Here is a 17,676-nt window from a genome sequence, read left to right on the forward strand (position 1 = left end):
GCTGCTACACCGTCGCAGGCAGTTTGCGAGGAACGATCTGGTTGGCCGAGCCGCCGAGCGCGGCCGATGTCGGTCCGTCGCCGGGTGAGGTGGCGCAGATCGCGGTGGAGCGGATGAACTTGCGGGCGATCGATATCGGGATGTCGCCGGCGCCGGATGGTGCCGGGATTGTGGGCCTGCCGACGTGGTTGTGGGTTCAGGATCCGGGTGAGCAGACGTTCGGGCCGATCACGCGGACAGCGACGGCGGGGTCGGTGACGGTGTCCGCGACAGCGCGGGTGGAGCGGATCGTGTGGGACATGGGCGACGGCACCCAGGTGGTGTGCGCAGGCCCCGGCACTCCGTACACGGCGAGCCAGGGCAGGTCGGCGTCGCCGGATTGCGGGCACACCTACACCCGTGAGTCGGGATACGTGCCCGGGCGGCGGTACACGGTCACGGCCACAAGTGAGTGGGTCGTGGACTGGACGGGTGTCGGGCAGTCCGGGTCCTTGGACCTGGACGGGCTCTCGCGCAGCGTCCAGGTCTCGGTGGGTGAGGCACAGGTGCTCGTGAACTGACGGGCAGTCAAGGGGGTAGTGGAGATGACGAGCACGACCACGCAAGGACCAGCGTCGCCTGGTGTGCCGCCCGCAGGAACCAGGCTCGCGCCACCGAAGCTAAGGCGTCGTCCCGTGCTAGCTGTGGTGATGGTGGCGGCGATCGGCGTCGGTGTGCTGGCCGCGGTGACTGGGTGGGCAACGCTGACCGATACCCGCACGGTGCTGGTAGCGCGCGACACGATCGTGAGGGGCTCGGTGATCCAGGCCGAGGACCTGACCGAGGCGCAGGTAGGGGCCGACGTCGCCCTGGACCTGGTGAGCGCCGGGGCGCGGGCTGACGTGGTCGGTCAGCGGGCCGCATGGGATGTCGCGGCCGGAACGGCCCTCACCACTGGTGCCATGACCGAGCAACTGGTGCCCCCGTCGGGCATGTCGGTGCTCGGGATCGTGCTGCCGCCCCCCGCATCGCCCGGGCTTGCCCTGCTGCCTGGAGACCGGGTGCGGGCCGTGGTCACGGCCACCGACCCGGCCAGTGAGCAGACCCCGACGTTCCACGAGGCCGAGGTCGTCGCGGTCAACCCGCCCGCACCAGACGGACAGACCGTCGTCGACGTCCTGGTCACCCACGAGGAGGCGATCACCCTGGCCGCCGAAGCGGCCGCCGGGAAGGTCACGCTCGTCCTGGACTCTCGCGAGCTCGACACCGACGCGAACACCAGTACCTCCACCGACGAGGAGACCGACCCGACTGATGAGTCCGGTGAGCCCAGCGGCTCACCCGAAACTGAGGAGGGCTGATGGCGGTCATCGTGTTGTGCTCGGCATCCGGATCTCCCGGGGTCACCACGACGGCCTTCGGGCTCGCAGTGGCCTGGCCACGCCCGATACTGCTGGTCGAGGCCGACCCGGTAGGCGGATCAGCGATCCTGGCGGGCTGGTTCCAGGGCGCTCGCGACCACGACACCGGTCTGCTGGAGGTCGCGTTCTCCGCCGAACCCGTCGATGAGGTGCTGAACCGTGTGGCGGTCCAGATCAGCGACACGGTCCGGTTCGTGCCAGGGGCGCGGTCTCATATCGAGGCACGGGAACTGGGTGGCTTGTGGGAGCCGTTGGCCGATGTGCTAGCCGGATTGGACGCGGTCGGGCAGGACGTGATCGTGGATGCCGGGCGCCTCGGGATGGCCGAGTCTCCTGAGCTGTTGCTGCAACGGGCGGACCTGACGCTGCTGGTAACCCGGACCGATCTGCCGGCGCTGGCCGCGACACGGTCGCATGCCGACCTGATCGCGCGCACGGGCCTGTGGCGGCGGGCCGGGCTCCTGGTCGTCGGTCCCGGCCGCCCCTACTCCGCGCGAGGGGCCGCGAAGCTACTCGGGCCTCCACTGGCCGGGACCATCCCCTTCGCACCCAAGGACGCGGCCGTGTATCACCAGGGCGCAGCACCCGGTCCCTGGTTCCGCATGGGCGCCTTCGCCCGCTCCCTGCGCGCCACCGCGCGGGACCTGCACGCCCGTGTTGCCACCGGAACACCACCAGCCGCACTGGTCCCAGCAGTTCCCGCTGCACCGAACCAAGTGCCGGCTCGGGCCGTGGATCGAGAACCGGATCGGACCTCGGATCCCGCGGCGGTCTGGACCGCTGCTGCTGATCGACGACGGGGGCAGGCATGACGGCCGAACCTCGTACCAGCCCGCAGGGAGCGGCCGACCCGGCGGCGCTGCCCTTGTTCACACGCCAGGTACCCTCCGGCCTGCCGCCCAACCTGCGTCGCCCGGCCAACCCCTGGGTCGGAGCAGGACACCCAGATGCCGACGGCACGGATCGCACGTTCTCGCCCGGGGCATCCGCCGCGCATGGGCACAACGGGCGGGCGATCGACCGGTCGTTCGAGGTGCCTCGGTCGGCGCCGGTCGGGGCGCCGAACGACTGGTGGACTTTGGTCGACGACTTGCGCAAGCAGGTCTCCGACGAGCAGGCCGAGAGCTTCGCGCCCGGTACTGACGGCCTGGTGCGGGAGGCAGCCGGTGAGGCAGCCATCAACCGGCTCGTGAAGCAGGCATCCACCGACCGGCACAACGACGGCAAGGGCGAGTTCACCGTCGCCGTGCGGGCGGCGTTGAAGGAGGCCGTGTTCAACAGCCTGTTCCGGATGGGGCGGTTGCAGCCACTGCTGGACAACGACCAGGTCGAGAACGTCGAGATCTACGGTCACGGCGACGTCCAGCTGCAGCTGGCGGACGGCTCCTGGGTGCCCGGTCCCCCGGTCGCCGAGTCCGACCAGGAACTGATCAACCTGGTGCAGGACATCGCCTCCCGATCCGAGTCAGGTGCCCGACCGTTCTCGGAGAGGAACCCCTTCCTGGACATCCGCCTGCCCAGGAGCGGTGCACGCCTGGCCGCTTCCGCCTGGGTGACCGATCGGCCCGTCGTCGTGATCCGCCGCCACCGGCTGGTCCAGGTCACGCTCGACCGCCTGGTGGAGCTCAAGATGTTGTCGCCGGTGGCGGCCTCGTTCCTGGCCGCGGCGGTCAGGGCGCGCAAGTCCATCGTGGTGTCCGGGGCCGCCAACGCGGGCAAGACCACGCTCGCGCGGGCGCTGTGCGACCAGATCCCGCAGACCGAGCGGATCGCGACGTTCGAGACCGAGTACGAGCTCGGGCTGCAGGACCTGCGGCCGAACGTGATCGCGTGGGAGGCCCGCCCCGGGTCCGGTGAGGTCAGCCCGGACGGGAAACAGGCCGGGGAGTCGACTATCAGCGAGGCCCTGTGGCGCTCCTTCCGGTACAACCGGTCGCGGCTGATCGTGGGCGAGGTCCGCGGCGCGGAAGTGTGGCCCATGATCAAGGCGATGGAGTCGGGCACCGGGAGCCTGTCCACCACTCACGCCACCAGTGCGATCGCCGCGATCCGGAAGCTGGTGACGTGCGCGATGGAGGGTGAGGTGCAGGTCACCCAGGAGCTGGCGACGTCCAAGCTGGCCCACGCGATCGACTTGATAGTGCACATCGACCTGTCCTACGACCACGACAGTCAGGCACGGCGCCAGGTCGCCGAGATCATCGCGGTCACCCCCGGTGAGCGCGAGACCGGGTACGCCGCCACGCAGATCTTCGGCCCCGGGCCCGGCGGCGCCGCCGTCGCGACGATCATGCCCGACCTGGAGTACCAGCAGCTGGATGGGTTCGACCTGCAGGGATTTGCCGAGGAACTGAACCCGGCTGCTGCCCGACCCCGTGCGGGGGTGCGGTCATGATCATCGCGGCCGCCTCGGGCGCGCTGATCGCGGGGGGCCTGGTGGGTCTGGTCTACGCGCTGCTGCCAGCACCCCGGCCCGCACCCGAGATCGCCCGGCCACCCCGTGCGGGCCTGGCCCGTCGGGCTAGGGCGGCGTTCGTGCGGATGCCGCGCCGAACCCGGATCCTGCTCGGGATCGGGACCACTGCGGGGCTTGCCGCCTGGCTGCTCACCGGATGGCCGCTGCTGATGATCGTCGGACCGGTCACCACGCTGGGGGTACCGGCGCTGCTGTCCAACCGGGTCCCGGCTGAGCGGATCGCTCGCCTGGAAGCGATCCAGGACTGGACCCGGTCATTGGCCGGGTCGCTCTCGACCGGCAAAGGCCTAGAAGATGCCCTGAAGGCCACGGCGTCCTCCGCGCCCGCACCGATCGCACCGCAGGTGCGCCTTCTGGCGGCACGGCTGGAGTCCCGAGGGGATCCTCGTGGGGCACTGCTCGCGTTCGCCGACGACCTGGCCGACCCCACCGGCGACATGGTGGCCCAGTCCCTGGCCACCGCCATGGAGCTGCGCGGCCCGGTGGTCAAGGTACTGGACGACCTGGCCGACGACGTCGCCGACCAGGTCCGCGCCCGCCGCGAGGTCGAGGCCAACCGCGCCACCTACCGCGTCACCGCGACCTGGCTGACCGTGATCACTGTCGGAGTAGTGATCGTGATGCTCCTGAACGGGACCTACATCGAGCCCTACCGCACCCCGCTGGGCCAGCTGGTGTTCCTTGTCCTGGCCAGCTTGTTCGCCTTGACCCTGTTCTGGTTCAACCGGATGTCAAACGGCCCCGGCCCCGGCCGCCTTTTCACACCCGCACGCCCAACTCCGGCAGGTGCACCCGCCACGCCGGGGAGCCGGCCGCAGGATGCGGCAGGCCTGTCCTCGGGTCGCCTATCGGCCGGGCCGGGGGGCACGTCATGACCGGGATGGGCTGGGCGGCGTTGGCCGGCGGATCGTTCGCGCTGACCCTCGCGTTGCTGGTGGCATGGTTCTGGCCGAGGCACGTCGACCTTGCCGACGCCCTGACCCGCCTGGCACCGGTCACCCACCCGTCCCGCACCCACCCGCGCGAGCAGCCCGCGACGCTGGGCAGCACGGACCGCCTGGGGCGGTGGGCCCAGAACACCTTGCCGGCACGGCTCTGGCTGCGCACACCTGCGCGGGACCTTGCGCTGCTGGGCATCCTGCCCACCCGGTTCTACGGCGAACAGGTCAGCTGCGCCCTGGCCGGGCTTGCCACCGCACCCCTGCTGGCTGCGGCACTCGGTCTGCTGGGAATCGCAGTGCCGTTCACCGTGCCGGCCGCCGCGACCCTGCTGCTGGCCGCCGCGATGTTCCACATCCCGCACTACACGGTGGCCGACAAGGCGACCAAGGCGCGCACCGAGTTCCGACGCGGCCTGTCCCTGTACACCGGGCTGCTCGCCCAACGACGCATCAGCGGTTCCGGCGTCCCCCAGGCCATGGAGAACGCCGCAACAGGCACGGGCTCCTGGGTCCTGAACCGCATCGCCGCGACCCTGGACAAGACGCGGACATCCGGTGTGCGGCCCTGGGACGCGCTCAAGGACTTGGCCGACCAAGTCGGCGTGCCCGAGCTGCGTGAGCTGGCCGAGACCCTGGAGCAGGCGGCCACCGAGAACACCGCCATCTACGACAACCTCCGCAACAGCGCCAAGGCCCAGCGCAACGCCCTGCGCAACCAGGACCTGGCCGCCGCCAACGCCATCGCGGTCCGCATGAGCGCCTCCGGTGCCTTCATGGCACTCACGTTCCTCCTCCTGCTCCTGGCGCCCTCGGTCATGCGCCTGCTCACCCCGGTCTAGCCCGCACACCTACCGACCAGACCCTCCGGCGACGAGAAAGGACCCCTGTGCCCACCCCGACCGCGACACCCTGCACTCGCCAGGACCGGACCGCTGCCCGGGTCCGGCCCCGTCGCGCCGTCGCGCCGGTCCCCCACCCGTCCCCGAACCGACCCAGGGCGCTCGGGTGGGCACGTGGCTCAGCCGGGCGGCGGGAGGCCGGACAGGCCGCGATCCAGACCGCGATCCTGTTCTCGGTGGTGCTCGCCCTGATCATCGGCTGCATCCAGGGGATGTTGTGGTTCGCCGGGCGACAGGTCGCGATCGCTGCCGCCAGCGAAGGAGCCCGCGTGGCCAGCGCCGAGGGCGGCACCACCCAGTCCGGCCAGGCCGCCGCCGTCGAGTTCGCGAACACCACCGGGCGCGGCTTCCTGCTCTTCCCGCGCGCAACGGTCACCCTCACCGACACCACTGCGACCGTCACCCTGACCGGCAGCACCCAGTCCTTGGTGGGCGGTGGGGACTGGACCATCACCCAGAGCGCGTCCATGCCCGTCGAGCGCCTGACCGCACCCACCGGCACGAGAACGCCATGACCACCTCACTGACTACGCGAGCAATGCTGTCACCGGACGCTTTCCGTCCAGTGGGCCGCTGGTCTGACCGCTCTCACCGGGGCGACACGAAGCGGGCCACAACCGTCCGAGGCGAGTCCGGGGTCGTGGCGATCGAGGTCGCCATCACGATCGTGCCCATCCTGCTCCTGGGTTGGGCCATTGTCGTCGGTGCCCTGTTCGCGCTGGCGCAGCAGTCCGTGCAGGCCGCGGCGGCCGACGCCGCCCGTACCGCCTCCCTGGCGCGCACCGCACCCGTGGCACAGGCCGACGCGTACGCGGCGGCGAGCATGACCCTGACCAGCCAGGACCTGCGCTGCGCGGCCACGGACGTCACCGTGGAGACCACCGGGCTACAGGCCCCGCCTGGGCAGGCGGCCACTGTGTCCGCCACGGTCACCTGCCACCTGGATCCGCGCCGGCTGGGCGCACCGATCGGTCGACCGATGGCGATTACCGCGTCCATGTCCTCGCCCGTCGACACCTGGAGGTCACAGTGACCCCGCACCCTTCCTCCCCCGGCGACACCCCGGCGGCGGACGCTGAGGCGGGCTCGATGCTGCCGTTCCTGGTCGTCATGGTCCTGGCCCTGCTGGCGTGCGCAGCGTTCCTGGTCGAGTTCGGCGGGACCCTGCACGCCCAGCAACGCGCCAACGACCTCGCCGCCCAGGCTGCGCGCACCGGCGGGCAGCAAGTCACCATCAGCCCACCCGGTGCGACGGCTGGCGCCCAGATCCTGACGGTCGATCCGTATGCGGCGCGCGCCGCCGCGCAGGCTTACCTGACCTCTGCGGGGGTGTCGGGGACGGTCACCGTCGCCGACGCCGAGATCACCGTGACTGTGGCCGACACCTACCGGTCGCCGATCGTCGGATCGATCGCCGGGCCGATGCAGGTGTCCGGCACCGCCACCGCGCGCCTGGTGCGCACCGTGGCAGGAACCGAGTACCCGACCGAGTAGGGAGGAAGCCCATGACGACGCCACCCACCACCCGGGCCGCACACCCCGGTGCGCGACCCGCCACCGGCGACCGGATGCGGGGCCTGGCAGCCACGACCGGGCTGCTGCTGCTCGTGCTCGGGCTCCCGATCGTCCTGGAGCTGGCACGCCACCGCCTGCTGCCGGCGGGGTTCGGCTGGGACGACCTGGGGCTGATCCTGACTAGCCCCGCCAGCGGCACCCTGGCCTTGATCGTCCTGGGCTGCGTGACCTGGGCCGCCTGGGCCTACCTCACGCTCACCGTTGCCCTGGAGGTGGCCGCAGTGACCGGCCGTGTCCACCGGCCGCGCCTGTTCGGGCTGCCGCGGGGGCTCGCGCGGCGCCTGGTGACCACGGCGTCATTGCTGTTCGTCGTGTCCGTTCCGCCGGCCCTGGCCGACGTGCCGGCTGCCGACGCAGCAGCGTCGCACACCGACACTGTCGTGCCGCACACCACCAGTCAGAGGGCTGGCGGAGCCCGCACGCCTACGCACACCGCACCGGACAGCCCGGGCGAGCGACCCTCGGCGCCTGGGCGAGAGGCGGCCCGGCCGCGGACCGTGCCGCACACAGTGGTCGAGGACGAGAGTCTCTGGAGCATCGCGCAAGAGCAGCTCGGTGACGCGATGCGGTTCACCGAGATCCGGGACCTCAACCGGGACGTCCTGGCCGGCAGGCCCGACTTCCTGATCCCCGGCACCGTCCTGCGCCTGCCCGCAGCACCCGACCACGACGACGGACCCGACGCTGCGGCAGCTCCTGCGGACAACGCTGAGCCAGCCGCACTCCAGGCGTCACCGGCCGGCAGCTCCGGTGCCACCACCGTTGTGGTCGACGAGGGCGACACCCTGTCCCAGATCGCCCTGGACGAGCTCGGCGACGCCGGCCGCTACGCCGACGTCGCCCGCGCCTCGGCCCACACCGTGCAACCCGACGGCAACCGGCTCACCGATCCCGACCACATCAAGCCCGGCTGGCGCCTGACCATCCCGGCCGTCACACCTGCGCCGCCCCGGAAAGAGACCCTGCCCGAGGCGGACAATGCACAGCCTTCGTCTTCGTCGGCACCATCCGCCGACCGTGATCGCGACCTGCCGCAGGCGACGCCGGAGGGTGACACCGCACCGGAGGTCGGCACGCCCGTTCCGTCCGACCGCGACAGTTCGGGACGCGACGCCGCCGACCGTGGCGGGGCAGCGGCAGACGAGGAGCAGCGCGCGAGCTCCGAGCACGACCCGGCCCCGCAGCCGAACCGGAGCGGCAGACCGGATCAGGCGCCTGCCGAAGATGCCGAGAAGTCCCCGCACCCCGTGACCGAGCCGGCCCTCGGTGGGTCTGGCGCACACCAGGGTGTGCACGGTGGTGTGCCCTCCCCGGGACCGACCGGGCAGGCATCGCACACCGAGCAGGCCACGCCGCACACCAATCCCTGGGCTCCCGGCACCCCAGCCTCACCCGCCCCGCGGCGCACACCCGAGCCACAGACCACCAGCCCTGCCCCGGGCGATGCGGACCGGGAGGACGAGGTCGACATCGTAGGGCCGGCGTGGCTGCTGCCGGGACTGGCCGGTGCCGGAGCGATGCTGGCCGCCGGGCTCCTGGTGGCAGTGCGCCGACGCCGCGCTGCCCAGTGGCGTTACCGGCGGCCCGGCCGCACCATCACACCCGCACCCCGGCAGACCGTGGCGACCGAGCGGACCGTCCACGTGACCGGGCCAACCCGGGACGGCGATATCGACGCGCTCGACCGGCTGCTGCGCGCCCTGGCCGGACCGCGCCTGGACGACCCGGCCGTGACCCGGCCGGAGCTGGTCGCCATCGAGCTCACCAACACCGGCGCCGTCGCACACCTGGCCCGGCCCGCAGACCTGCCGTTGCCGTGGGTCGGTTCCGGTACCCGCTGGACCGCGCCCTTGGCGGCAGCACCGCCGGCGACCGATGACTTGCTGGCGCCGTACCCGCTCTTGGTCAGCGTCGGCATGGACGCCCACGGGCACACCTGGCTGCTCGACCTCGAGCAGGCCCGGGCCGTGACCGTGACCGGCGACCCGGAGGCGGTGGCAGCGTTCGGGAGGTACGTCACCGCCGAGCTTCTGCTGCACCCCTGGGCGGAGAACACCACCCTCCACACCCTGGCCACCGGATGGCAGGTCTCCGGGCTGTCCGAGGCCGGTCACCACCACGACCACGCCGACGACTCCGACACCCTCGCTTGCGTGACGGAAGTCGACGACGCCGTCCAGAGCGCCCTGCACATACCGGCCCAGGAATGGGACTGGAACCACGCCGTCATCGCCACCACCGGCATCGGCCCGACCACCAGGTCCGCCCTGAGCGACCTGATCTCGGCGCTGCGTGCCGCCGACGAACGCACCGGGGCCGTGGTCGTCGACCTCGCCCCGGATACCGCCACCACGTCCGCGGACGCCGCGCAGGCCACACCGACAGGGCTCGTCCTCGAGGTCCGGGACGACGGGCGGCTGCGCGTGCCAGAGCTCGGCTGGGACCTGGCAGCCGTCGGGCTCACCGAACACGAGCTGGCCGCCTCCGTCGCCATCGTCGAGGTAACCCGCGAGACAACCAACCCGCTTCCCCAAATAACGACGGTTGAGCCAGCCGACCAGACGGCGCCCGGCGAGACGCCCAATGCGACAGCGGGCGTCAGCGAGCCCGGCCCGAGCGCTCCGGGCGCTGCTGAGTCTGCGCCGGCTGACCCCGGCCAAGACACGGCCCAACCGACCGAGCCACGCCCCGCTGATCCTCAGGCACCTGCGGGCCCCTGGTCGCTCCTGCCCGCACCGACCACCCGCTACGTCGAGAACGCCGCCACGACAGCCGCCGACGTCGACGCCCTGGCACCCGTGATGTCCCCGGAGGAGGCACGAGCCGTGCAAGACGCGGACCCCGGTCTGGATGACGATGTGGCCGCGTGGTTCGACCCGGACCGGTACCACCGGGCCCGGCTGATGCTGCTGGGACCGGTCACCGCGACCGCGTACGGCGAGTTCACCGAGGTGGCCCGGCTCAAAGCACTGCACGTCGAGGCGCTCGCCTATCTCGCGCTGCACCCCAACGGCACCAGCGGCGCGCAGTTCGCCGAGGACTTCGCCGTCAAACCGGGCCGGGCCCGGTCCCTGGTCACCGGGGTGAGGGCCTGGCTCGGGACCGACCCCCGCACCGGACGCCTGTACCTGCCCGACGCGAACCAGAGCGCCGCGTTCGCTGCCACGGGCCGGCCTGCCTATCAGGTCGACGGGCTCCTGGTCGACGTCGACCTGTTCCAGCGCCTGTACGCGCGAGGGCAGGCGCTGGGTTCCGACGGGATCGACGACCTGATCACCGCGCTCAGGCTGGTGCGCGGCCGACCGTTCGACAAGACCCGCACCCGGGGCTGGACGTGGCTGTTCGAAGGCGACCGCCTCGACCACACCATGACTGCCGCCATCGGCGACGTCGCCCACCTGGTCTGCACCCGAGCCATGGCCGAGAACAACTACGACCAAGCCCGGTGGGCCGCGCAGGTCGGCAGGCAAGCCAACCCCGACGACGAGACCTCACGCCTGGACGACATCACCATCCAGTTCGTCACCGGGCACGCCGAGCTGGCCCGCAAACGGCTCGCCGAGGAGATCTACGACCGCACCGACGACGGATGGCCACCACCCGACCCGCCCGACCGCACCCGTGAGATCGCCTCGCGCCACGGGATCATCACGCCGCGTCCAGACCCCCGCAAGGAGTGAAGCTTCACTGCCGTCATCGTGCCGACCCGCCTACACGGTCCTGCCCTCCGCGCTGACGGATGACGGTCCTAGTCGCCCGGGTAGACCAGATTCGTGCTGGCAACAACACCAACCGTGGCATCCATCCAGGCCGATCGCGCCAACGCACCAGCATTTTACGGTGAGCTCGCGACGAGGACCCGCGCGACTTGCCCCGCGCGTTCGTGGCCTGGGTACATGCTCTTCAGGCCCGCGTCGAGCGCGGCCGTCGCACCTTGGGATGCCTCGGGCTCGGGGAGCGGCACGCTTGCCACTCGCTCAAGCTCCTGGCGCCTCTCCTGCCCACCGCCTTGCTCAAGTTCATGGGTCTCACGTTCGTCTCGCGCCGTATCGACTCGCAGGCGTGAAGCACTTGCCCGATAGGCAAGGAAGGGGTGCAGGAGAGCATCACTTTCAAGCACGGTCTTGAGAGCCTTCACGAACACCGCCGCCGCGCCCATGCCGGTTGCAACCTGGCCGGGCAGACCCAAGACGCCGATGATCTCGACGACGACCTTCATCGGGCTGCCGTAACGCAGGTTGCGAACCGCGACCATCTCGGACTCGACCTCGCGTGGCAGCTCCAAGCGGACATTGCGATCGGCTCGTACGTCGCCTGGTAAAGAGCCCCGCTCGCCGGGCGAAACAGGCTAGAGGGGTAGAGCCAAGGTTGCCAGACCTGACCGACACCATGGCGCCGGCTCGATTCGCGCAATGCGTGCGTGAGGCGGGATGGCCCGACAAGAACCATCCCTTCAGCAGCATCGTCAGCCTCGACGAGTTCCGATGTCTCAAGGACGAGCATCCCCGACGCAAGAAGAGCGCACGTGCGGATGAGGGCTCCCGGAAGCACTCTCAGCGCAGCCCCCGAGAGCAGAGGCGGAGACTCGACTCACAGTTGCACGGCGTCCATGGCAATGAGCCTATGAGCGATCACGACACGACGCCGGAAGGACGGAGCAGGTTCACCCGTCGGACGACGTTGCCAACGGCTCTCTGTCGTGGTCGCGCCCAGAAGTCCGCCCACTTGCCAAACCAATCCTGGACGACTTGGTGTGCACATGCTGACCTGCACAAACGCCGCGCACACCCGTGGTGTGCGGCCGCAAAGGTGAGCGCAAAAGGGTGCGTCGGGTCGTCATGGTCGATCCCATGGACACCACGCACGGACTCGACCTGGCGCCGCTGGCGGTGATGCGCCGCGCCGCCACGGCCACCGGTACCGCCGAGGCGGCACAGATGCTCGCAGTTGCGGGCGTGCCAGTCTTCCCCTGCAGCCAGAGCAGCACCCGTCCTCTGACCGGACGTGGCCCTCGTGCCGCGTCGGCGGATCCGGACCAGGTGGCGTGGTGGTGGTCGCGCTACCCGTCAGCCAACCTCGCGATCCCGACGGGGACCACCTCAGGGCTAGACGTCGTCGAGGTCCACCCCGACCGCGACGCCCGGTCAGGCCTCGACGGGATCCAGCGGGCCATACATACGGGTCTGATGCCCCGGCCGGGTCTGGCGGTGGCCACCCCGTCCGGTGGGCTGCACCTCATCTTCCTCCGCTCGCCCGAGACCACCCAGCGGTCCTGGACCGCACCGGGGTCCGGTGTGGAGTTCCACGGCGATCGCGGCTACGTCGTGCTGCCGCCCTCGCTGGTCCAGCGACCCGACGGCACGGTGGGCCGATACCAGCTGATCGGGTCCAGCAACCCCCTAACGGGGCCAGTCGATGCCGTCGCCCTGCGCCGCTACCTAACCCCCTCCTCGGAGGAGCTCACGGCGCCTGTACTTGGAGCGGCCGGACCTGCCACCCGGGCCGCCCAGGTGCCTGTACCCGCGGTGGCCTCACGTCCCGCCGCGCCTGGTGTGCGGTCCCTGTCTCGTCCCGATCCCGGCAGCCCTGGCCGCCGGCCTCCCGAGGTGGTGAGCCTGTGAACCCGCAAAGCCCCTACGCGCAGCATGGCCCGCAGCATGGTCGTGGCCCGCGCTCCGGACCGGCCCAGCCCAAGAGCCCGGCGTCGTCGCCGAGCACGAACCCCGGCGCGTTCGGCGACCCGACCCGCCCCAAGACCCGGCAGGCCAAGACCCCGGGCCGGTCCAAGAAGGATCCGCAGGTGACGTGGATCCGTGTCGGGGATCTGCCAACCGTGCTGACTGGGCGGGTCCTGGCACGGGGCGTGGACCTGCACGCCGCCCTCATGCGTCGAGCCCTGCGCCGACCCACCGCCGCGGCCAAGAGAGCGGCTGGCGCGGCGAAGCGTCTGGTCACCCCGGACCGCACACCAAACGCCTCCGAGACACCAGCCCCGGCGCGAGCCCGGGGAAGTGTCCGGGAGTCGAGACCGCAGCAAGGCACCGAAGGGATGGGCATCTGATGACCACGACCACGCTCCCCACCTCCACCGCTCCCGAGACGAGCACTCCCGACGCGGGGCGACCGTTGTTCGCGACCAGCGAGGGGCTGCGGGTCCTGCTGATCCGTCTGCACATCGACGGCCGCGACGCCTGGGCCAAAGACCCGGACGCGACAGAGCTCCTGGAATTCTGCATGGCCAAGTACGGGGCGCTGGCAGCCCGGTACCGGCAGACCCAGCAGGACGCCGCCGTCGCGGCGTTCGAGGTCCTACGGGCACCGGCCACCCTGGAGGCTCAGGACCCGTGGGGTGTGGTGACCCGCGCCGTGCAGCTCTCGCTGATGGCCGAGGACCGCGCCAACGGCCTGCTGTGCGACCAGTCCCGCGCCCGCCGGCTGCTGACCTCCGACCAGCACGAGGCCACCCGGTTCACGGACTACGAGCTGGACGGCGCCCGCAGCCTCGACACCCTCCCGACCACCGCGGACCCAGTGGACACGGTCTCGCTCGACCCAGCCGTGCTGGACCATCTCGACGTCGTCGACGTCACCTCGTCGCGACCATCGCAGATCGCGCCGGTCGAGGCCCGCACCGCCCTTGACATCGCGGCGAAGGTCCTGGCCGGTTTCGGCTGGGAACCCACCGACGCGCGGGCATGCCTGGCCTACATCACCGAGCGGCTGACCATCACCGGGGACACGGCCCGCGCGTTCGAGTACCTGCGCCGGGACAAGAACGCATTGGGCCGGTTCGACCTGGAGCTGCGGCAGTGGACCGCGCTGTGCGCCGTCGTGCTCGGCCACCCCCACCACCCCGCCCTCGCGGTGCGCGACGGACTGCTGGCCCGGCTTATGCGAGGGCAGCGCACGACCGAGCTCCTGGCCGACGACCGCCTAGTCCGCGCGGTCCTGGCCGCTAGCCCGGCTCACCCGGCGGGCTCGGCCGGTTCGACACAGCCTGATCTGGAGGTGGAGTGCGATGCCTGAGACCCAGAAGCAGGATTCCGCCGAGGGGCTGCTGCGTCTGGACGTCGCGGTCGACTCGATCGTCGTCGGGGACCGGCACCGCCAGGACCTGGGCGACATCGACGCCCTGGCCACCTCGATCGAGCAGCTCGGGCTGCTGCAGCCGATCACTGTCACCCCGGACATGCTGCTGGTGTGTGGGTACCGGCGCCTGATCGCGATCCAGCGCCTGGGATGGGCCACCACCCGCCCCTGGGTACGCCGCGGGATCTCCAGCCGACTGCAGGAGGTGCTGGCCGAACGCGACGAAGAGCAGCTGCGCAAGCCGCTGGATGACGTCGAAGCAGCGCAGCTCTACCGGGAGATCAAAGAGCTCCTGGCCGAGGACGCCGCCCGCCGCCAGGCCACCGGCCGCTTCGGCGCCAACGGCGACGCCCGCACCACCACGAACAACACCCCGGGGCAGGGGGACGAAGTGGACATCGACGGTGGTGCCAATTTGGCACCACCGCGTGACCTGCGCGAACGCACCAGGGCCCAGGCAGCGCGGATGGTCACCGGGAAGGCGTCCTACACGCGCCTGGACCGGATCGCTGCCCTGTCGGACATCGCCGACGACACCACGCGTCCCGACCGGATCCGGATCATGGCCGCCGACGCACTGGAGCAGGTCCGCCAGGGCGCGTCGGTGTTTCCCCTGTACGACCGCGTCCGGGCCGAGCTGGCGGCCGTCGACCCGAGGGCACAGGCGGTCGAGCCGGTAGGCCAGGACGAGGTCGCCGAGGTCGTGGCCGCCGCCGTCGAGCGCCTGACCCGGCCCGCGCCAGAGACAAACCGGACCGACGAGAGCGGCGGGCACCCCGTGAAGGGGCGGCACTCGCTGCGCGCGTGGGCCCTGCTGTGGCAGGGCATGGACGGGTGGTGGGAGCACTACGACCCAGCCGATGTCGGCGCCGGCGCCGACGACACGGACTGGGCGGTGTTCGAGAGGGTCCTGGACCAGACCTCCCGATTCGCCGCCGCGGCGCGCGCCGCACGCGACCAAGCAGAGGCAGCACGCCGCGACCGGACGGAGACCTGAGATGCCCACCACCAACACCTCGACACCGATGGGATCGAACCTGTCGGGTAGAGGCCCTCGGGGCGCACTGATGCTTGTGCGGTACTGGATCGCCCGGAACCGGGTGCTGAGCCTGGTCATCGCGCTCCTGGGCGTCGTCGCGCTCATCGCGGCCCTGCGCCTTCTGACGACGGACCCCGCAGGCCAGCCGCCGGTCGTGGCGCCCTCGCCGACCGCCGCCGCGCCCGACCCCGACACGCACCCGAGTGTGGCAGCCACCCCGATCCTGCCGCCCGACGCACTTCTCGCGCAGATCTCAGACCCGGACGCCTTCGCCCGAGCGGTAGCCGAGACTGTATTCACCTGGGACACAGGCAGCACCAGCCTTCCGGACCTGTCTGAGCGGCTCCTGGTGGTGGCCGACCCCACCGGCGAGGAGACCCCGGGACTGCTGGTCGACCTGCGGACCTACCTGCCCAACGACCAGGCCTGGACGCACCTGGTCCAGTACCGCACGCGGCAGTGGATCGAGATCACCGACGTCGTCGAACCGGACGCGTGGGACCAAGCGGTCGAGCAGGCCCCCGAGGGCGCCCTCGCGGCGGGGACGACGGCGCGCACAGTGACCGGGGTGCGGCACCGGGCCGGGGTCTGGGACGGCGAACCAGTCAGCGTCCAGGAGCCGGTGCAGTTCACGGTGTTCCTGGTGTGCTCTCCGAGCGCTGACCAGTGCTATCTGCTGCGGCTGTCCACGCCCGGCCGGGCCCTGCACTGAGAGACCTGGTGCCCCCGATGCGCATCCTGATGATCGCCGCCACCCTGGTGATGCTGTTCGGCCCGGCCACCGCTCTGACCGCGTACGCCCTCCTGGCCCCCGCCTACGCCGCCGGGTGCGAGCCCGGCGACACGGCCGTCGGGCCGGTCGGGGCGGTGCCGGTGGAGCTGACTGCGACCACCACCGGCGGGACCCCGGTGTCCCTGGACCGGACCCAGCTGCGCCACGCCGCGACCATCATCTCCACCGGGTCCCGCACGCAGGGCGTCGGAAGAGACGGGATCTTGATCGCGCTGATGGCGGCGTTGACCGAGTCGCACTTGCGGATGCTGGCCAACCCCGGCGCGTACCCCGACTCGACCACCCACCCGCACGACGGGACCGGGCAGGACCACGACAGCCTCGGGATGTTCCAGATGCGCCCGGCGGCCGGGTGGGGAACCGTCGCCCAGCTCATGGACCCGGCCTACCAAGCGAGCGCGTTCTTCGGTGGGCCAACCGGGCCTAACCACGGGTCGCCCCGTGGCCTGCTCGACATCCCCGACTGGCAGCAGCTGCCCAAGGGCGCCGCGGCGCAGGCCGTCGAGGTCTCCGCATACCCCGATCGGTACGCCCAGTACGAACCCGTCGCTCGGGCCATCCTCGAGAAGCTCACCACCTCTCCGACAGCAGGCCAGAGCGACGGACCGGCGAGCGGGCCCGCGCTCTCGTCGCGGGTCGTGTTCCCGCTGCCTGCCGACTCCTGGACCCGCACCTCGGGATTCGGCCAGCGGGGCTACCGGCTGCATGCCGGGGTGGACTACGCCGCACCGGCCGGCACCCCGGTACTTGCGCTGGCCGACGGCGTGGTCGCCTCCGTGGAGACCAGCCCGACCGGCGGCAACATGATCGTCCTGGACCACACCATCGCGGGCCCGGACGGGGCGCGGCGTGCAGGCTCCGCGTACCTGCACCTGCGCGACGGCTCCACCACCGTGGCCGAGGGCGACACCGTCACGGCCGGGGCCCAGATCGCGCAGGTTGGATCGACCGGACGCTCGACCGGGCCACACCTTCACCTGGAAGTCAGGCCCGGCGGCCCGCACGCCGCTGCCATCGACCCCGAGCCGTGGCTGACAGCGCACTCCCCCACCACGGTGGACGGCGACGCCGTCCTGCCCGCCACCAGCGGCGGTGCGTGCCTGACGGGGGCAACGCCATGACCACCAGCACATCAGCCATCGCCGCCGTCGCAGTTCTGTTCGCGGGGGTCGGGCCCGACTTCGGTGCGGTGACCGGTAGCGGCCTGTACCCGATCGCCGGGGCCTTCCTGACCATCACCCTGGTCATCGCCATCGCGATGCTCGCCATCTGCGCGTTCGTCTGGGCCGTGGCCACCGCCGTCGGCAGCTGGCAGGTCACCAGCAAGGCCCGCATCGGGGTGCTGCTCGCCGTCGCGGGTGCCGTGCTGGCCGGCGGGGCACTGGCCTGGCTCAACTGGCTCATCGACCTCGGCTACACCTTCTAAAACCTCGCAGCACGCCCGCGCCCTCAGCGATGGTCCGG

At 71.4% G+C, this 17,676-nt stretch carries 17 protein-coding genes; 16 read left to right on the plus strand and 1 reads right to left on the minus strand.

Annotation, left to right across the window (positions count from 1 at the left end):
* Positions 1-41: 41 nt before the first annotated feature.
* From C8K30_RS31520 to C8K30_RS28440, 10 genes are all read left to right on the plus strand, one after another.
* Positions 42-560 (plus strand): hypothetical protein, encoded by a 519-nt coding sequence (locus C8K30_RS31520; protein WP_233257543.1) that lies wholly within the window; start codon positions 42-44, stop codon positions 558-560.
* 114 nt (positions 561-674) lie between these two features.
* Entirely contained in the window at positions 675-1,340 is a 666-nt protein-coding gene (locus tag C8K30_RS28400; protein WP_158281154.1) for an SAF domain-containing protein, read from the plus strand.
* On the plus strand, positions 1,340-2,212 hold the full coding sequence (locus C8K30_RS28405; RefSeq protein WP_108496263.1) for a hypothetical protein: 873 nt from the start codon (positions 1,340-1,342) through the stop codon (positions 2,210-2,212). Before C8K30_RS28400 ends, C8K30_RS28405 begins: the two co-directional genes overlap by 1 nt.
* Entirely contained in the window at positions 2,209-3,795 is a 1,587-nt protein-coding gene (locus C8K30_RS28410; protein WP_108496264.1) for a CpaF family protein, read from the plus strand. Before C8K30_RS28405 ends, C8K30_RS28410 begins: the two co-directional genes overlap by 4 nt.
* Positions 3,792-4,751 (plus strand): type II secretion system F family protein, encoded by a 960-nt coding sequence (locus tag C8K30_RS28415; protein ID WP_108496265.1) that lies wholly within the window; start codon positions 3,792-3,794, stop codon positions 4,749-4,751. The genes C8K30_RS28410 and C8K30_RS28415 overlap by 4 nt, the downstream gene beginning before the upstream one ends.
* Positions 4,748-5,656, plus strand: a complete 909-nt coding sequence (locus tag C8K30_RS28420) for a type II secretion system F family protein (protein ID WP_108496266.1) — start codon at positions 4,748-4,750, stop codon at positions 5,654-5,656. The genes C8K30_RS28415 and C8K30_RS28420 overlap by 4 nt, the downstream gene beginning before the upstream one ends.
* Positions 5,657-5,703: 47 nt before the next feature.
* Entirely contained in the window at positions 5,704-6,231 is a 528-nt protein-coding gene (locus C8K30_RS28425; RefSeq protein WP_108496267.1) for a TadE/TadG family type IV pilus assembly protein, read from the plus strand.
* Between the two features lie 125 nt (positions 6,232-6,356).
* Positions 6,357-6,749 (plus strand): TadE/TadG family type IV pilus assembly protein, encoded by a 393-nt coding sequence (locus C8K30_RS28430; protein ID WP_158281155.1) that lies wholly within the window; start codon positions 6,357-6,359, stop codon positions 6,747-6,749.
* Positions 6,746-7,210 carry a pilus assembly protein TadG-related protein gene (locus C8K30_RS28435; RefSeq protein ID WP_108496269.1) on the plus strand — a complete coding sequence of 155 codons (465 nt, stop codon included), beginning with the start codon at positions 6,746-6,748 and terminating at the stop codon, positions 7,208-7,210. Before C8K30_RS28430 ends, C8K30_RS28435 begins: the two co-directional genes overlap by 4 nt.
* Positions 7,211-7,221: 11 nt before the next feature.
* Positions 7,222-10,971 (plus strand): LysM peptidoglycan-binding domain-containing protein, encoded by a 3,750-nt coding sequence (locus C8K30_RS28440; RefSeq protein WP_108496270.1) that lies wholly within the window; start codon positions 7,222-7,224, stop codon positions 10,969-10,971.
* A gap of 155 nt (positions 10,972-11,126) precedes the next feature.
* Here the strand turns inward: C8K30_RS28440 and C8K30_RS30545 are convergent, their stop codons facing one another.
* Positions 11,127-11,576, minus strand: coding sequence for a hypothetical protein (locus C8K30_RS30545; protein WP_146197625.1), 450 nt, complete (start codon positions 11,574-11,576; stop codon positions 11,127-11,129).
* A gap of 565 nt (positions 11,577-12,141) precedes the next feature.
* Between C8K30_RS30545 and C8K30_RS28455 the strand changes: the two genes are divergently transcribed.
* The 6 genes from C8K30_RS28455 to C8K30_RS28480 all read left to right on the plus strand — a co-directional run bounded on the left by C8K30_RS28455 (position 12,142) and on the right by C8K30_RS28480 (position 17,638).
* Positions 12,142-12,912, plus strand: a complete 771-nt coding sequence (locus C8K30_RS28455) for a bifunctional DNA primase/polymerase (protein ID WP_158281156.1) — start codon at positions 12,142-12,144, stop codon at positions 12,910-12,912.
* A 439-nt stretch (positions 12,913-13,351) separates the two neighbouring features.
* Entirely contained in the window at positions 13,352-14,317 is a 966-nt protein-coding gene (locus C8K30_RS28460; RefSeq protein ID WP_108496274.1) for a hypothetical protein, read from the plus strand.
* Positions 14,310-15,377 carry a ParB N-terminal domain-containing protein gene (locus tag C8K30_RS28465; protein WP_108496275.1) on the plus strand — a complete coding sequence of 356 codons (1,068 nt, stop codon included), beginning with the start codon at positions 14,310-14,312 and terminating at the stop codon, positions 15,375-15,377. Before C8K30_RS28460 ends, C8K30_RS28465 begins: the two co-directional genes overlap by 8 nt.
* Before the next feature lies 1 nt (position 15,378).
* Positions 15,379-16,131 carry a hypothetical protein gene (locus C8K30_RS28470; RefSeq protein WP_233257544.1) on the plus strand — a complete coding sequence of 251 codons (753 nt, stop codon included), beginning with the start codon at positions 15,379-15,381 and terminating at the stop codon, positions 16,129-16,131.
* Between the two features lie 17 nt (positions 16,132-16,148).
* Entirely contained in the window at positions 16,149-17,333 is a 1,185-nt protein-coding gene (locus C8K30_RS28475; RefSeq protein WP_108496277.1) for a M23 family metallopeptidase, read from the plus strand.
* Positions 17,330-17,638, plus strand: a complete 309-nt coding sequence (locus C8K30_RS28480) for a DUF6112 family protein (protein ID WP_108496355.1) — start codon at positions 17,330-17,332, stop codon at positions 17,636-17,638. The genes C8K30_RS28475 and C8K30_RS28480 overlap by 4 nt, the downstream gene beginning before the upstream one ends.
* The last annotated feature ends 38 nt before the right edge of the window (positions 17,639-17,676 follow it).

Origin of the sequence: Promicromonospora sp. AC04 (assembly GCF_003058225.1) — a bacterium.
Classification (GTDB): domain Bacteria; phylum Actinomycetota; class Actinomycetes; order Actinomycetales; family Cellulomonadaceae; genus Promicromonospora.

Bases quoted from the DNA above. Each gene is read 5' to 3' on its own strand.
- C8K30_RS28405 (WP_108496263.1), top strand. From the start codon at position 1,340: ATGGCGGTCATCGTGTTGTGCTCGGCATCCGGATCTCCCGGGGTCACC.
- C8K30_RS28410 (WP_108496264.1), top strand. From the start codon at position 2,209: ATGACGGCCGAACCTCGTACCAGCCCGCAGGGAGCGGCCGACCCGGCG.
- C8K30_RS28415 (WP_108496265.1), top strand. From the start codon at position 3,792: ATGATCATCGCGGCCGCCTCGGGCGCGCTGATCGCGGGGGGCCTGGTG.
- C8K30_RS28420 (WP_108496266.1), top strand. From the start codon at position 4,748: ATGACCGGGATGGGCTGGGCGGCGTTGGCCGGCGGATCGTTCGCGCTG.
- C8K30_RS28440 (WP_108496270.1), top strand. From the start codon at position 7,222: ATGACGACGCCACCCACCACCCGGGCCGCACACCCCGGTGCGCGACCC.
- C8K30_RS28455 (WP_158281156.1), top strand. From the start codon at position 12,142: ATGGACACCACGCACGGACTCGACCTGGCGCCGCTGGCGGTGATGCGC.
- C8K30_RS28460 (WP_108496274.1), top strand. From the start codon at position 13,352: ATGACCACGACCACGCTCCCCACCTCCACCGCTCCCGAGACGAGCACT.
- C8K30_RS28465 (WP_108496275.1), top strand. From the start codon at position 14,310: ATGCCTGAGACCCAGAAGCAGGATTCCGCCGAGGGGCTGCTGCGTCTG.
- C8K30_RS28470 (WP_233257544.1), top strand. From the start codon at position 15,379: ATGCCCACCACCAACACCTCGACACCGATGGGATCGAACCTGTCGGGT.
- C8K30_RS28475 (WP_108496277.1), top strand. From the start codon at position 16,149: ATGCGCATCCTGATGATCGCCGCCACCCTGGTGATGCTGTTCGGCCCG.
- C8K30_RS28480 (WP_108496355.1), top strand. From the start codon at position 17,330: ATGACCACCAGCACATCAGCCATCGCCGCCGTCGCAGTTCTGTTCGCG.